Below are 14,071 nucleotides of genomic sequence, written 5' to 3' on the forward strand. Positions count from 1 at the left end.
CCGCGCCGCCGTTCAGGGCTGGACGTACTGGCCCTTGGTCCAGCCCGGGGTGCCCGGGTCGGAGCAATATTCGGTGGTGACGTTCGCGTTGGTCACATAGAGGCGAAGGTGCTGTCCGGCGGAATCCGCCCAGGTGATGACCGATGCCTGCGAGCCGGGAAACGTCGCGCCGGTGGTCCAGCCATTGCCGTCCGCGCATCGTTCGGTGATCGTGTAGCCGTCGCTCGAATAGACGCGGATGTGCAGCGCGTGCGCGCCGTCGAACCAGCTCGTCGAGCAGGTGCCGATCGGATAGCTCGGATTGTCTCCAGACATAGGATCTCCCCTTTGCGGCTCGCGTCCCCTGAGGCGAACCGCGGGGAAGCTCCCGCGTAAGCCGCGCCCGCGCAATCGGCATTCGGTCCGGATCGGTGCGGCCCGGCGCATCGATCTGGGTTGGTTCGGGATCGCGCGCTATCTGATAGCATCGCCTGTTCGTCACGATGCCGGAGCCTGCATGACCGCCAGCAGACAGGAAGAAACCTCGGTCGCGAAGAAGCTCGGCCCGGGCCTGATCACCGGCGCGGCGGACGACGATCCCAGCGGCATCGCCACCTATTCCCAGGCCGGCGCGCAATTCGGCTATGGGCTGATGTGGACGATGGTGCTCACCTATCCGCTGATGACGGCGGTGCAGCTGGTGAGCGCGCATATCGGCCGGGTGACCGGGCGCGGGCTGGCCCGCAACATGCGCGGGGTGCTGCCCGGCTGGCTGCTCACCCTGCTCGTCGCGATCCTGTTCGTCGCCAACACGATCAATATCGGCGCCGACATCGCCGCGATGGGCGATGCGGCGCAGCTGGTCCTGGGCTGGGGCGACCATGGGTTCACGATCTTCTTCGCGCTGCTCTGCCTGGTGCTGCAGGTCTTCATCTCCTATCACCGCTACGCCCATGTGCTGAAATGGCTGACCCTGTCGCTGTTCGCCTATGTCGCGGTGGTGCTGGTGGTGCATGTCGATTGGGCGGCGGCGGCGAAGGGGCTGGTAGTGCCCAGGATCGACGGGCCCCAGGCGATCGCCACGGTGGTGGCGATCTTCGGCACCACGATCAGCCCCTATCTCTTCTTCTGGCAGGCGGCGCAGGAAGTGGAGGAAGTCGAGGACCATGACGGGGCCCGGCCGCTCACCGAGGCACCCGAGCAGGCGCCCGGCGAGATCCGGCGGATGCGGATCGACACGTTCATCGGCATGGCCTTTTCCAACCTGATCGCGATCGCGATCATCGTGGCGACCGCCGCGACGCTGCACGTGCAGGGCGTGACCAGGATCGACACCGCCGCCGACGCCGCCGAGGCGCTGAAGCCGGTGGCCGGCAACTTCGCCTTCGCGCTGTTCGCGATCGGCATCATCGGCACCGGGCTGCTCGCGGTGCCCGTGCTCGCCGGCTCGGCGGCCTTTGCCGTGGGCGATGCGCGCGGCTGGCGCTGCGGGCTGGAATACCGGGTGCGCGACGCGCCGGGCTTCTACGGGGTGATCGCGCTGGCGACCCTGCTCGGCATCGGGCTCGACTGGTCGGGCATCCCGCCGATCCAGGCGTTGTTCTGGAGCGCGGTGGTCAATGGCTTCGCGGCGGTGCCGATCATGGCGGTGATGATGGTGATCGCGACGCGCCGCAGCCTGATGGGCGCCTTCCACATTCACGGGCCGCTGCTCTGGTTCGGCTGGGCGGCGACGCTGGTGATGGGCGCGGCGGCAGTGGCGATGCTGGTGTGGCGGTGAAGCGGGGGCGGGCCCCGTCTTGTCGCCCATCCCGAAGCCGCTAAGCTCGCGCGCAGATCACGGGAGGGGACCCAATGGCGGAGCCGACGGGCAAGGACATCAAGTTGGTGATCGGCGCATCGTCGCTGGGCACCATCTTCGAATGGTATGATTTCTTCATCTGGGGCACGCTGACCGCCACCGGCATCCTCCAGCATACTTTCTTCCCCGCGGGCAACGACGTGCTGGCGAGCCTGCTCGCCTGGGCAGCGTTCGCGGTCGGCTTCGGGTTCCGGCCGCTGGGCGCGGTGCTGTTCGGCTATCTGGGCGACAGGATGGGGCGGAAATACACCTTTCTCGTCACCATCACCGTGATGGGCCTGGCCACCGCCGGCATCGGCCTGGTGCCGAGCTATGCCGCGATCGGCATCGCCGCGCCGCTGCTGATCCTGCTGATGCGCGTGGCGCAGGGGCTGGCGCTGGGCGGCGAATATGGCGGTGCCGCCATCTATGTCGCCGAACATTCGCCGGGCGGGCGCGCCGGCTTCCACACCAGCTTCATCCAGGCGAGCGTGGTCGGCGGCTTCATCCTCAGCCTGGCGGTGGTGCTCGCCTTCAAGGCGCCGATGCCGGCCGCGACCTGGGAGGCATGGGGCTGGCGCCTGCCCTTCCTCTTCTCGATCCTGCTGCTCGCCATATCCTTGTGGATGCGCCTGAAGCTTTCCGAAAGCCCGGTGTTCCAGGCGATCAAGGACGCCGGCGAGACGGCGAGCAACCCGTTCCTCGAGAGCTTTACCTATCCGGGCAACCTGCCCCGGCTCTTCGTCGCGCTGTTCGGCATCGCGGCGGGGCTGACGGTGATCTGGTACACCTCGATGTTCTCGGTGCTTTCCTTCCTCACCGGGCCGATGCGGATGGACCCGACCACCGCGCAGCTGATCTGCGGCGGGTCGGCGCTCGCCGGATGCGGCTTCTTCATCCTGTTCGGCCATCTGTCCGATCGGATCGGGCGCAAGAAGCCGATCGTGATCGGCTATGCGCTGACGCTGGTGCTGCTGTTCCCGCTGTTCTGGGCGATCGGCGGCGCGGCCAATCCGGGGCTGGCGGAGGCGGCGAAGCGCACGCCGGTGGTCGTGCGGGGCCCCGACTGCACCTATGATCCCTTCGCGGCCAAGCAAGTGGATGCCTGTGGCCGGATCCTCGACCAGCTCTCGAAGAAGGGCATCGCCTACAAGACCGACCGGGCCGAGGCGGTGGTGGTGACGATCGGCGGCGTGCCGGTGGCGGATGCCAGCCCCGCCGGGCTCGACGCCGCGCTCGCCGCGGCCGGCTACAGGCTGGAACGCACCATGCCCTCGGCGGGCAATATCGCGGTGATCGTGCTGGCGATACTGGGGCTGATGGCGCTGGCCGGCGCGACCTATGGCCCGGTCGCGGCGCTGCTCAGCGAGATGTTCCCGAGCCGGATCCGCTATTCGTCGATGTCGATCCCCTATCATCTCGGCACCGGCTATTTCGGCGGCTTCCTGCCCTTCATCAGCCAGTATATCGTCGCGCGCACGGGTGATCCCTATGCGGGGCTGTGGTACACCATCGCCGTGGTGGCGATGGCGCTGGTGGTGACGGCGCTGGGGCTGACCGAGACGGTGAAACCGCCGCGCAAGGTCCATCCCCATCTTTGAATGGGTCAGAGCCATTGCGGCATGGGGGCGCACCCCGTAACCGCAAGGGCATGACTGCTCCCCTGCGCTTGCGGCTCGACGGCGCCGCGCTCGTCTCGAACTGGCGGCACCTGGCCAAACTCGGCGGCGCCGCTTCGTGCGGTGCGGCGATCAAGGCCAATGGCTATGGGCTCGGCGCGCGCGACGTGGCGGCCCGGCTGGCCGAGGCGGGATGCCGCGACTTCTTCGTGGCGACCTGGGGCGAGGCGGCGGCGCTCGCGGGCCTCGGCGTCCCGGTTTCGGTGCTGCACGGCGTGCGCGCCGAAGACGCGCTCGACGCCCCCCATGCCCGGCCGGTGCTGAGCACGGCGGAGCAGGTGAAGCGCTGGAAGCCGACGGGGCGGCCGTGCGACGTGATGGTCGATACCGGGATGAACCGGCTCGGCGTCTCGGCCGAGGAGATCGGCGCGGGCCTGCTCGACGGGCTGGCGATCGAGACGCTGATGAGCCATCTTGTCTCGGCCGACGAGGACGTGCCGCTCAACGCCCGGCAGCTTGCCGCCTTCGGCGCGCTCAAGGGCAGGACGCCGGCGAAGCGGATGAGCCTGGCCAATTCGGCGGGCATCGCGCTGGGGGCCGACTATGCCTTCGATCTCACCCGGCCGGGCATCGCGCTCTATGGCGGCCGGCAGCGCCCCGGGCACGATGCGATCCGGCAGGTGGCGACGCCGGAGGCGCAGATCCTCCAGCGCCGCCGGGTCCGCGCCGGCGAGAACGTGGGGTACAACGCGACCTGGATCGCGCCGGCCGATACCGAAGTGGCGATCCTCAACCTTGGCTATGCGGACGGGTATCTGCGCTGCTTCTCCGGCAGGGGATCGGCGATGGTGGCGGGCGTCGGCCTGCCGGTGATCGGTCGCGTCTCGATGGACCTGACTGCGATCGACGTGACGGCGCTCCCCGAACTGCGCGAGGGCGACTGGGTGGCGATGTCCTATGGCCTGCCGGAGACGGCGGCGCTGAGCGGCCTCTCGCAATATGAGCTGCTGACCGGGCTCGGCGGGCGCTTCGACCGGATCTGGGCATAAGAAAAGGGCCGCCCTTTCGAGCGGCCCTTTCCGGTTTTCAGGAGCGAAGGATCAGAAGCGAACCTGGGCGCCCGCATAGAAGAAGCGGCCCGTGTTCGGGTAGATCGCATCGTTGCCCGTGCCGGTCGCATCGTACGGCGGCAGTTCATTGGTGAGATTGTCTACGCCGAAGTACAGGCGATAGTCCTTGGTCACGTTCACGCCGACCCGCACGCTCTGGTAGATGATCGGATCATAATAGATGAACGGACGCGCATCCGGGTTGGTGGGCGTGCGGCCCTGCGACGGGAAGAAGGTCTCGTAGGCGAGCCCGGAGACGATCTGCTTGCCGACATAGCGCGCGTTGTAGTTCACATCGACGCTGCCCAGCTTGACGTTGGCCGTGAACTGGCCCTGCCACTTCGGATCGCCCAGCGTGCTGTCGATACGGTCGTAGCGGTTCGGCTCGGTGATGTAGCTGTAGGACAGGCGATCCATCACATAGCTTACGATGGTGCGCAGGCTGATCGAGATATCGTCATTGAACTTGTGGTCATAGGCCACGTCGATGTCGATGCCGCGCGTTGCCAGCTTGGCGAAGTTGTAGGGCTGGTTGATGAAGCTGTTGCCGTTGCCGGCAAGCGCCAGGTTGAAGGTCGACTGGTCGATCTGACGATTCGACTGGCCGTTGAAGGTATAGTTCTCCACGGCGTTGGAGCTGCTGCGACGGAAGACCGCGGCGCAGAAGATGTTGTTGATGCCGCTGGGATCGTCATAGCAGCGATTGATGATCGCCTGGCCGGTGAGGCCCGAGATGACGTTCTTCACGCGGACATTGTAGTAATCGACCGAGATGCTGAAGCCCGGAGCGAATTTGGGCGTGAACACCGTGCCGACCGTGAAGCTGTAGCCGCTTTCCGGCAGCAGGTTCGGGTTGCCTGAGTTGATGCCCGCCAGGCCGGCCGTCGTCTGGTTGGTCCAGGGACGGGTCAGCACGTTGCCCGAGACCGGATCGGTGTAGGTGATCGTGGTCGGGATGCCGGCCGCGGCGCAGTTCTTCACGCGGTTCGGGTTGGTCGTGATGTTGTTCGACGCGTTGGTGCCGCCGGCCTGATCGCACGGATCGGTGAAGCTGTTCTGGAAGGTGGTCGCCGCCGTCGCATAGAGGTTGCTCAGGTTGGGCGCGCGGACCGACTTCGAGAAGGTGCCGCGGAAGCGCAGGTCGCGATGCGGAGCCCAGATGACGCCGCCGTTCCATGCCCAGACCGAACCCGTGGTGCCGCCATAGTCGGAGACGCGCGCGGCGCCTTCGAAGGTCAGCTCGCGGATGAGCGGCAGGTTGGCGAGCAGCGGGATGCGCAGTTCGCCATAGGCTTCCTTCACCTTCACCGCGGGCGGATCGAAGGTCGCCGCCGGGTTGAGGAAGGTCTGGCCCGACGCGGTGACCGCGTCCTGGCCGGAGAAGGCGTCCTCACGGCGATATTCGCCGCCGATCGCGAAGCCGACCGGGCCGCCCGGCAGGCTGAACAATCCGCTCGAATCACCCGACACGAAGGCCGTGAAATCGAGCTGCTCGGCCCATTGGTTGCGAGTCGAGGTATGCAGGATGTAGTTCAGCGCGCGCTGGTCGTAGCGCTTCTCGCCGAACAGGTTGATCGGATAGCAGGCCGCGTCGTCATTGGTCGTGATGGCGTCGGCATTGACGCCGCAGACCACCTTCTGGCCCGCATCGTTGAGCACGAAGTTCGAGCCCGTATAGCCGGCCGGTGCAAGCACCGCATTCGCCGCGCGGTTGAACTGGGCGACCAGCACGTTGCCGCCGGTGCGATAGGAGTTCTCGGTGCGGCCATAGTTGGCGGCGATTTCGTAACGCAGGTTGCCGGTGTCGCTGAGGTCGCCGCCAACGCCGATGACGCCGCGATAGGTCTTGCGGTTGTGGAACTCGGCGCGGGTGCCGAGGTCGTTGTTGAAGCGGTTGAGCGTGAAGCTCGTCGCCCCGGGCGCCAGGATGGTCGTGAGCGTGTTGCGCGCGGCCGTCGTCAGGAACGGGTTGTTGACGCTGAAGGTCGAGCTCAGCGTGCCGCCGGTGAAGCTCGGCTGCACCGATTGCTGGTGGACCTTGACCTGCGCATAGGTGAGCTCGACGAACGGCCGGAAGGCGCGCGAGAAGTCACCGTTGATCAGCAGGTTGCCGACGATGCGGTCCTGGCTCGGCATGAGCATCGCGCCTTCGACGCCCGAAGCCGACTTGCCGAACAGGATGCCGCCGCCGATCGCGCGATTGTCGGTCATGCCCGTGGTGGCGGGCGAGTCCTTGATCAGCGAGCCGTCGGGCTCGAACATGTAGTTATAGGCGATCGGGCTGCCGGTCGGCGAATTCTGGCCGGTGCAGATCGCCGCGCGCTGTGCCGCATTGGCCGTGGTCGCGGTGGACGGGCACTGCGTGATGACGGTGCCGCCGATCGAGCGGTTGCCGAACACGACGCCGCGCGGAACGAAGGCGGTGTTCGGAATGCCGTCGAAATTGCGGTTCGGCGCGGTGGTGATCTGCGAGGTGATGAAGCCCGGCACGCCGCCATAGGCACCCAGATAGTCGCGATCGGCATAATAGAGCTCGTTCGCGTGGGTGTATTCGGCCGAGGCAGTGACGTTCAGGCGGCCGTCCATCAGGTTCTTGCCGGCGAGCGCGCTGACCAGATAGGTGCCGCGGTCGCCATAGGTGCTGATGCCGCTCTGCGCGCGGACGCGCACGCCGTCATAGTCGCGGCGCAGGATGAAGTTGGCGACGCCCGCGATGGCGTCCGAACCATAGATGGCCGACTGGCCGCCGGTCACGGTCTCGATGCGGTCGACAAGGTCGTAGGGAATGGTGCTGACGTCGGGCGTGTAGCTGCCCGGCACGGCCGACACGACGCGGCGGCCGTTGATCAGGGTCAGCGTGCGCGAGGTGCCGAGGCCGCGCAGATCGAGCAGGCTGAGGCCGGCGGTGCCGATCGAGCCGGTCGAGTTCGCCTGGCTGAAGGTCGAGCGGAACTGCGGCAGCTGGTTGAGCGCGTCGCCGAGCGACACGTCGCCACGGGTGCCCAGCAGCTGCGTCGCCGTGATCGTCTGCACCGGCACGGCGGCGTCGATCGTGTTGCGGATGCGGATGCGCGAACCGGTGACGACGATTTCCTCGTCCTGCGCCTTTTCGGTCTGGTTCGTGGCCGGCGCCTGCTGCGAATCCTGGGCGAAGGCTGGCGTTGCCAATAGCGACCCGGCGAGCGCCGTCGCGCTCAGCAAGTGAGAGATTTTCATTGGTTCTTTTGCCCCTCGGGCGGAATGCCCGAAGGGAGGAATGAGCCGGACGTGTTTCTGCACCGCAAGGGCTGGAAATATTAGCCAGCGCAATTGTGTCCGCGGTGTTGCAAAAAAGAGACTATCAAGCGCGCCAAATTTCAAACTGGCGCGCGTTAATGTAATATTCAGAATGTGCCTTAGCGTTTCAACACGCTAAGGCCCCATCCGCTAGAAACATTTCGTAACGCGACGAAAGCCGCTCAGCGCTCGACGCACATGGCGATTCCCATGCCGCCGCCGATGCAGAGCGTGGCCAGGCCCTTCTTCGCATCGCGCTTCGCCATCTCGTAGATCAGGGTGGTGAGCACGCGGGCGCCCGAAGCGCCGATCGGATGGCCGATGGCGATCGCGCCGCCATTGACGTTCACCTTGCTCGCGTCCCAGCCCAGTTCCTTGCCCACCGACAGCGCCTGCGCGGCAAAGGCTTCGTTCGCTTCGATCAGATCGAGGTCGGCGATCGCCCAGCCGGCCTTTTCCAGCGCCTTGCGCGATGCCGGGACCGGGCCGATGCCCATGATCGACGGGTCGACGCCGGCGGTGGCCCAGCTGCGGATCGTCGCGAGGATCGGCGCGCCGCGCTTCTCGGCCTCGGCGCGCGACATCACCACCAGCGCGGCGGCGCCGTCGTTGAGGCCCGATGCGTTGGCGGCAGTGACGGTACCGTCCTTCTTGAAGGCGGGGCGCAGGCCCGCGACGCTCTCCACCGTGGCGCCGGCGCGGATATATTCGTCGTCGGCGACGATGGTGTCGCCCTTGCGGCCCTTGATCGTGACCGGGGCGATCTCGTCCTTGAAGCGGCCGGCGGCGCGGGCGGCCTCGGCCTTGTTCTGACTGGCGACGGCGAACGCGTCCTGCTCGGCGCGCGTGACCTGATATTGCTCGGCGAGGTTCTCGGCGGTGATGCCCATGTGATAGCCGTTGAACACGTCGGTCAGGCCGTCCTTGATCATCGTGTCGACCAGGGCGACGTCGCCCATCTTGGCGCCGGCACGCAGCGCCTGGGCGTGGTTGGCGAGCGACATGCTCTCCTGGCCGCCGGCGACGACGATGGTCGAATCGCCCGTCTGGATCGCCTGGGCGGCGAGCGCCACGGCGCGCAGGCCCGAGCCGCAGACCTGCTGCACGCTCCATGCGGGCACTTCCTTGGGCACGCCCGCGGCCATCGAAGCCTGGCGGGCGGGGTTCTGGCCCTGCGCGGCGGTGAGCACCTGGCCGAGGATGACTTCGCTGACTTCCTCGCCCTTCACGCCGGCCTGTTCCAGTGCCGCCTCGATCGCGATGCGGCCCAGCTCGTGCGCGGGGGTGCTGCCGAAAGCGCCGAGGAAGCTGCCCACGGGGGTGCGCTTGGCGGCGGTGATGACGACGTCGGTCGGGCTGGTCATGGAAGGACTCCTGCGGATGGTCTTTGTCGTTTGGCGGCTATCTAGTGTGCGCTGCGGCAAGAAGCCAGTCGCGCAGCGGCTCCCACACCATTGCGCGCGCGCGGCCGCCGACGATCATGCCGACATGGCCGAGGGCGAGGCTCCGCCGCCCGGCCAGGCCGGCGGCGGTGGCGGCGGGAACGATGCGGTCGGTGGTGGAGAGCAGCTCCAGCGCGGGGCAGGCGAGCCGCGCGGGGAGGATGCGCGTGCCCTTCACCCACCAGCGGCCGGCGCCCGGCCGGTCGGCGCGGAAGAAGCGCTCGAACATCTCCTGCCCCGCGGCATGGGTGAGCGGCGCGCCGGCATTGGCCCAGTCCTCGAGCGCGACGAAGGCGCGGGCCTGGTCGCTGTCCGGCGCCAGTCGGGCGAATCGCTCGAACTTGGCGATCGTCCTGGCAGGATCGAGTTGCCAGAAACCGGCCTGGAGCACTTCCATCGGCACCAGGCCGAGCTGGGCGCAGGACGGTTGGGCGGCCTCCCATTGCGCCGCAATGGCTGCGCGCGCGAAATCGCCATAGCGCCGGAAGCGCCAGGGGGCGGCAATGGTGACGAGCCCGCGTGCCGGCCGCAGCATCGCCGCCGCCATGGCCAGCGTGCCGCCCAGGCAATAGCCGGCGAGCAGCGGCGGTTCGTCCAGCGTATCGAGCAGGGGGAGCAGCAGCGCGGCGATGTGATGATCGATGCCCTGGCTCCGATCCTCCGGCGCGGGCGCGCCCCAATCGACGAGCAGCGGCCGAAGCCCTTGCGTCGCCAGCCATTCGAGCAGCGAATTGCCCGGCGCGAGATCGAGGATGAAGGGCGGATTGATCAGCGACGGCACGAAGACGACCGGCGGACCGCTTCCGCCATAGTCGCGCAGCGCGGCGCGACCGGCGGTGGCGATCGCGGGCGGCAATATGCGTTCCGGTGGCCTTTCCGCCTGCTGATAGGCCTTCAGTCCGGCAAGCGCGGCGGCCCGGCGCTCGGGCGATGCTGCGGTCTCGCTGCGCAACAGCGAAAGGAACAGCGGCAACGGGCGCGGTCCGTGTTGCGCCGCAGAATGAAACGATGATAGATATGTTTCACTCACCTGGGGGCCTTAGATGAAGAAGAGCGCTGCTGGCACCGGTCCGGTCATCATCAAGAAGTACGCGAACCGGCGACTCTACAACACCGAAACCTCGTCCTACATCACGCTGGACCATCTGGCCGCGATGACGCGCGAGGGGCGCGATTTCAAGGTCGTCGATGCCAAGACCGAGGAGGACATCACCCATAATGTCCTCACCCAGATCATCATGGAAGAGGAGCAGCGCGGCCAGACCATGCTGCCGGTCAACTTCCTGCGTCAGCTGATCGCCCTGTACGGCGATTCGATGCAGGCGATGGTGCCCGGCTATCTCGAGGCCTCGATGGAGAGCTTCCGCCGCAACCAGCAGCAGTTCAAGTCGGCAGTGGAAGGCGCCTTCGCCAATTCGCCCTTCGCCGAGATGGCCAAGCGCAACATGGAAATCTTCGAAGCGGCGACTCAGGCATTCAAGCCCGGGACGGCACCGGGCGCGCCGGGGGCACCCGCGGCTACTCCGGCTCCTGCGCCCGCGCCGAGCGGCGAGGACGACGTCGCCGCGCTCAAGGCCGAACTCGCCCGGCTGCAGGACAAGATCGAGAAGCTGGCCAAATAGCTTCCTCCCCTCCCTTCCGGGGGAGGGAAGGAGGATATCACCCCCGCGCCCGCAGCACGCCCAGCGCCGCGCGGATCTCCTCCAGCGTGGGCATCTTCTGCTCGATCACGCAGCGCAGGCCCAGCCCGCCGAATCCGTGATAATCGGTGGCGCTGGCGAAGGCGATCGTGTTGTCGCCGCGCACTTCGGCGCCGCGCACCGCATTGGGCGGCAGCATGACGTGCTCGCCATGGCGCTTGCCCGCCGATGTGGCGACGATCCGATCCTGTTCGTCGACGATCGAAATGCTGGTCCGCCCCCAGTCGCGCTCGCTGAAGAGCGACAGGTCGGAGATGATCGCGGGGATGTGCCCCTCCCAGTCGAACTCGAGATAGAAGGCGCCGAGCGGCCGTCCGTCGCGGCCGCGCGGGCGCACGCCGGTGACGAAGACGAGCACCGCGCGATGGTCCGAATAGGGGTTGAGCCACACTTCGTCGGTGAACCATTCGTCGCGCCGGTGGCTGCGGATCGCGTTCAGATATTGCGGAGCGCTCGACAGGTCGACACCGCGCACGCGCGCATGCGGATCGGACGAGGCGATCACCTTGCCCGCGTCGTCGGCAAGGAAGGCGTTGACGTAATAGGGAGAAATCTCGGTGAGCAGCGCCAGCCTGGCGTCCGCCGCGGCGATCGTCTCGGGGCTTGGATCCTCGAGCGCCGCGATCACCTCGGCATCGGTCGCCATCACGCGCAGATCGATGCTGCGGCCATAAAGGTGGCGGGAGACGTTCTGGATCAGCGCCTGGGCGAGCTCGACCAGGCGGGTGCCTTCGATCTCGCTCACCATCTCGTCGGCGATGCCGGCGCCCATGGCGAGCCGCTCGCGCACTTCGGAGCGGAACTCGATCGAGGCGCCGCGCGCCTGTTGCGCCAGCGCCTTCACTTCCTGCGCCACCACCGAGAAGCCGCGCCCGGCCTCGCCCGAGCGCGCGGCTTCGATCGCCGCGTTCAGCGCAAGCAGGTTGGTACGCGCGGCGATTTCCTCGCTGGTCGCGGCATAGCTGTCTACTTCCTCGCGGAGGACCGACAGAAGGGTTCGAATTCGGCGTGGCACATGTCAGTGATAAGACGAGACGGTTAATGCCTCGTTTAGCACGAAAAAATCAGGGTTTCCTGAACTTTAGCGTCATCCGGTCGCTCTCGCCGATCGCGGCGTACTTCGCGCGGTCGACGTCCTTGAGCGTATAGGTGGGCGGCAGCGTCCATACGCCCTTGGGCCAGTCGGCGGTGTCGCGCGGATTGGCGTTGACCTCGGACGCGGCGACGAAGACGAAGCCGGCCTGCTCGGCCAGGCGGCGGACGGTGGAGACCTTCAGATAGCCGCTGGTCTTCTCGCGCGCGTCGCTCGCCGCTTCGGGCAGGCGATGATCCTCGATGCCGAGCGTGCCGCCCTTCTTGAGCATCGCGAACATCTGGCGGAACGCCTCGGGCGCATAGTCCTGGTCGCCGCGCTTGTAGCCCATCCGCCAGTTATGGACGTTGCGGAAGGTGAGGACGATGTCGGCGGTGCCGTCGGCCACCTTGGGCTGGCCGGCTTCGGCGGGGAAGGCGACGAGCTTGGCATGGCCGTAGAGCGCCGGGTCCTTGGCCTTCAGCGCCTCGACCGCCTTGCCGCCATTCGGGAAATCGGGGCCGACCGCGGCATAATATTGGCCCTTGGCGCGAGTGAGCGGCGCGAGGATCTCCGTATACCAGCCGCCGCCCGGCCAGATCTCGACCACGGTGTTGCCGGGCTTCACGCCGAAGAAGTTGAGCGTATCGACCGGATGGCGATAGGGATCGCGCGCGACATTGGCCGGCGAGCGGCTGGGCGAGGCGACCGCTTCGGCGATGGCCGAGCGCTGGGTGCGCGGGGCCCCGGTGGCGACGCTGGCCACGGCGACGGCAGTGGTGAGCACCGCAAGAACGGTCAGGGTCTGGCGCACGCGAATTCCCTCCCTAGATGTCGTCCGCGCATGTGGGGGTTCTTCGGTTCGATGCAACAACAATTATGGTTCGGTGCGGCAGGCGCGGCGGCGATTGCGGTGGTCAGTGCGCTGGGCGAGCATCGCCGCCGTCGGCGCACGCGGATCGACGATGTCGGCTATGTGCCCTGGCAGTTCCTCCAGGTGATGGCGATGCTGGGCGCGGTGATCCTGGCCAGCGTGGCGCTAAACCTGCGCTGAGCCCCGCCGGCCTAGGGTGCCCCGGCCGGGCAAAGCGCGACGCTGGAGGAACGCTGATCGACGAGCAGGGCGAAATGCTGCAGGGCATGGGCGCCCACCAGAAGCTCGGGATATCTGTCCGAAACCCGCACCGTCATGTCGGAGAGAGTCGCGGATCCGATCCGGAACGGGCCGCGCAGCGTGGCGCTGCCGGTCTTCACGGCCGTGTTGCTCAGCTTTCCGTCGCCCGCCGCCGCGACCGTGCCGCCGCCGACGCGATCGAAGAGCGGCTTGGGCAGGACGAAGCTTACATTGGCGCCGGTATCGAGATTGCCTTCGGTCGAAATCGCGCCGATCGTCACGGGCACGCGGAAGGCGCGCTCATATCCGAGCACGCCCGCCGTGCCGCGCGCCAGGCCCGGGCCCCTGGTAAAGGTGAGCCTTCGCTTCGGATAGTCGATCACCAGCAGCCCGTCGGCGAAGAAGGCACGCCCCAATATCCCGGCGAACGCCGCCTCGGGCATCATCCTGCTGCTATAGTCGCGCGTCATCACTTCGATGTCGCGGCGAACCAGCCCGCCGAGCTCGACCGAAGCCAGGCGGACGGTATCGACTCGCGCGGAGGCAACGGCATCCGAGGTCTCGGCGGCTCCGGTGACCGGCAGCTTCAGCTTCGCGACCAGGCTGGCATCGGCGCGGCCCATGCCGCTCGCGCCCGTATCGACCGCGAAGCTGTAGGGCCCGCCGCCATTGACGCGCGCATCGACATAGATGCGCCCGTCGACGACGCGGAAGGGCACGCTCAGCAGGGCATCGGCACCCGCCTTCTCCACCAGCGCGCAAACCGGCGGCCGCTCGGGGCCGGCAAGGGCCGCGCTCGATCCGATCCCCGCCACGGCGATCGAAGCGGCAAGGTTTCGCGCCATTCTCCAGCCCATGATTGCACAACCCCCTCCCAAAGTGTGTTGCTGATATAATGCACTATATCGATTGCGGGTCAA

General features: G+C 67.3%; 12 protein-coding genes. 5 read left to right on the forward strand and 7 right to left on the reverse strand.

Features of this window, described 5'->3' with window-relative positions:
- Positions 1-12: 12 nt before the first annotated feature.
- Complete coding sequence (locus BGP17_RS16350; protein ID WP_167299514.1) at positions 13-315, reverse strand: fucose-binding lectin; 303 nt, start codon at positions 313-315, stop codon at positions 13-15.
- A 181-nt stretch (positions 316-496) separates the two neighbouring features.
- Between BGP17_RS16350 and BGP17_RS16355 the strand changes: the two genes are divergently transcribed.
- The 3 genes from BGP17_RS16355 to alr all read left to right on the forward strand — a co-directional run bounded on the left by BGP17_RS16355 (position 497) and on the right by alr (position 4,487).
- The gene (locus tag BGP17_RS16355; RefSeq protein ID WP_167299513.1) at positions 497-1,759 is read left to right on the forward strand and encodes an NRAMP family divalent metal transporter; all 1,263 of its coding nucleotides are present in this window, start codon (positions 497-499) and stop codon (positions 1,757-1,759) included.
- A 74-nt stretch (positions 1,760-1,833) separates the two neighbouring features.
- Entirely contained in the window at positions 1,834-3,420 is a 1,587-nt protein-coding gene (locus BGP17_RS16360; RefSeq protein WP_243857277.1) for an MFS transporter, read from the forward strand.
- A gap of 50 nt (positions 3,421-3,470) precedes the next feature.
- Positions 3,471-4,487, forward strand: coding sequence for an alanine racemase (alr, locus tag BGP17_RS16365; protein ID WP_286712716.1), 1,017 nt, complete (start codon positions 3,471-3,473; stop codon positions 4,485-4,487).
- 51 nt (positions 4,488-4,538) lie between these two features.
- Here the strand turns inward: alr and BGP17_RS16370 are convergent, their stop codons facing one another.
- From BGP17_RS16370 to BGP17_RS16380, 3 genes are all read right to left on the reverse strand, one after another.
- Positions 4,539-7,763: a TonB-dependent receptor domain-containing protein gene (locus BGP17_RS16370; protein ID WP_286712717.1), complete on the reverse strand. Its 3,225-nt coding sequence runs from the start codon at positions 7,761-7,763 to the stop codon at positions 4,539-4,541.
- Positions 7,764-8,005: 242 nt separating this feature from the next.
- Positions 8,006-9,187, reverse strand: a complete 1,182-nt coding sequence (locus tag BGP17_RS16375) for an acetyl-CoA C-acetyltransferase (RefSeq protein ID WP_167299509.1) — start codon at positions 9,185-9,187, stop codon at positions 8,006-8,008.
- A gap of 37 nt (positions 9,188-9,224) precedes the next feature.
- Positions 9,225-10,238: a polyhydroxyalkanoate synthase family protein gene (locus tag BGP17_RS16380; protein WP_286712718.1), complete on the reverse strand. Its 1,014-nt coding sequence runs from the start codon at positions 10,236-10,238 to the stop codon at positions 9,225-9,227.
- A 70-nt stretch (positions 10,239-10,308) separates the two neighbouring features.
- On the opposite strand from BGP17_RS16380, the gene phaR reads away from it, so the two are divergent.
- A complete protein-coding gene (gene phaR, locus BGP17_RS16385) occupies positions 10,309-10,887 on the forward strand; it encodes a polyhydroxyalkanoate synthesis repressor PhaR (RefSeq protein WP_286712719.1) in 579 nt (192 codons plus the stop codon).
- A gap of 37 nt (positions 10,888-10,924) precedes the next feature.
- Here the strand turns inward: phaR and BGP17_RS16390 are convergent, their stop codons facing one another.
- On the reverse strand, positions 10,925-11,980 hold the full coding sequence (locus BGP17_RS16390; protein WP_286712720.1) for a methyl-accepting chemotaxis protein: 1,056 nt from the start codon (positions 11,978-11,980) through the stop codon (positions 10,925-10,927).
- 49 nt (positions 11,981-12,029) lie between these two features.
- Positions 12,030-12,851: a class I SAM-dependent methyltransferase gene (locus tag BGP17_RS16395; protein ID WP_167299505.1), complete on the reverse strand. Its 822-nt coding sequence runs from the start codon at positions 12,849-12,851 to the stop codon at positions 12,030-12,032.
- Positions 12,852-12,881: 30 nt separating this feature from the next.
- Here BGP17_RS16395 and BGP17_RS16400 point away from each other — a divergent pair, with 30 nt between their 5' ends.
- Positions 12,882-13,091: a hypothetical protein gene (locus BGP17_RS16400; protein WP_243857276.1), complete on the forward strand. Its 210-nt coding sequence runs from the start codon at positions 12,882-12,884 to the stop codon at positions 13,089-13,091.
- Positions 13,092-13,102: 11 nt separating this feature from the next.
- Here BGP17_RS16400 and BGP17_RS16405 read toward each other — a convergent pair whose 3' ends face one another.
- Entirely contained in the window at positions 13,103-13,996 is an 894-nt protein-coding gene (locus BGP17_RS16405) for a retropepsin-like aspartic protease (RefSeq protein WP_286712721.1), read from the reverse strand.
- Between the last annotated feature and the right edge of the window lie 75 nt (positions 13,997-14,071).

The sequence above is a fragment of the Sphingomonas sp. 67-41 genome (genome assembly GCF_001899725.1).
Classification (GTDB): domain Bacteria; phylum Pseudomonadota; class Alphaproteobacteria; order Sphingomonadales; family Sphingomonadaceae; genus Sphingomonas; species Sphingomonas leidyi.

Excerpts from the sequence above, each read along its gene's own strand:
- BGP17_RS16355 (WP_167299513.1), top strand. The coding sequence starts at position 497 with ATGACCGCCAGCAGACAGGAAGAAACCTCGGTCGCGAAGAAGCTCGGC.
- phaR (WP_286712719.1), top strand. The coding sequence starts at position 10,309 with ATGAAGAAGAGCGCTGCTGGCACCGGTCCGGTCATCATCAAGAAGTAC.
- alr (WP_286712716.1), top strand. The coding sequence starts at position 3,471 with ATGACTGCTCCCCTGCGCTTGCGGCTCGACGGCGCCGCGCTCGTCTCG.
- BGP17_RS16350 (WP_167299514.1), bottom strand. The coding sequence starts at position 315 with ATGTCTGGAGACAATCCGAGCTATCCGATCGGCACCTGCTCGACGAGC.
- BGP17_RS16370 (WP_286712717.1), bottom strand. The coding sequence starts at position 7,763 with ATGAAAATCTCTCACTTGCTGAGCGCGACGGCGCTCGCCGGGTCGCTA.
- BGP17_RS16405 (WP_286712721.1), bottom strand. The coding sequence starts at position 13,996 with ATGGCGCGAAACCTTGCCGCTTCGATCGCCGTGGCGGGGATCGGATCG.
- BGP17_RS16375 (WP_167299509.1), bottom strand. The coding sequence starts at position 9,187 with ATGACCAGCCCGACCGACGTCGTCATCACCGCCGCCAAGCGCACCCCC.
- BGP17_RS16400 (WP_243857276.1), top strand. The coding sequence starts at position 12,882 with ATGTGGGGGTTCTTCGGTTCGATGCAACAACAATTATGGTTCGGTGCG.
- BGP17_RS16360 (WP_243857277.1), top strand. The coding sequence starts at position 1,834 with ATGGCGGAGCCGACGGGCAAGGACATCAAGTTGGTGATCGGCGCATCG.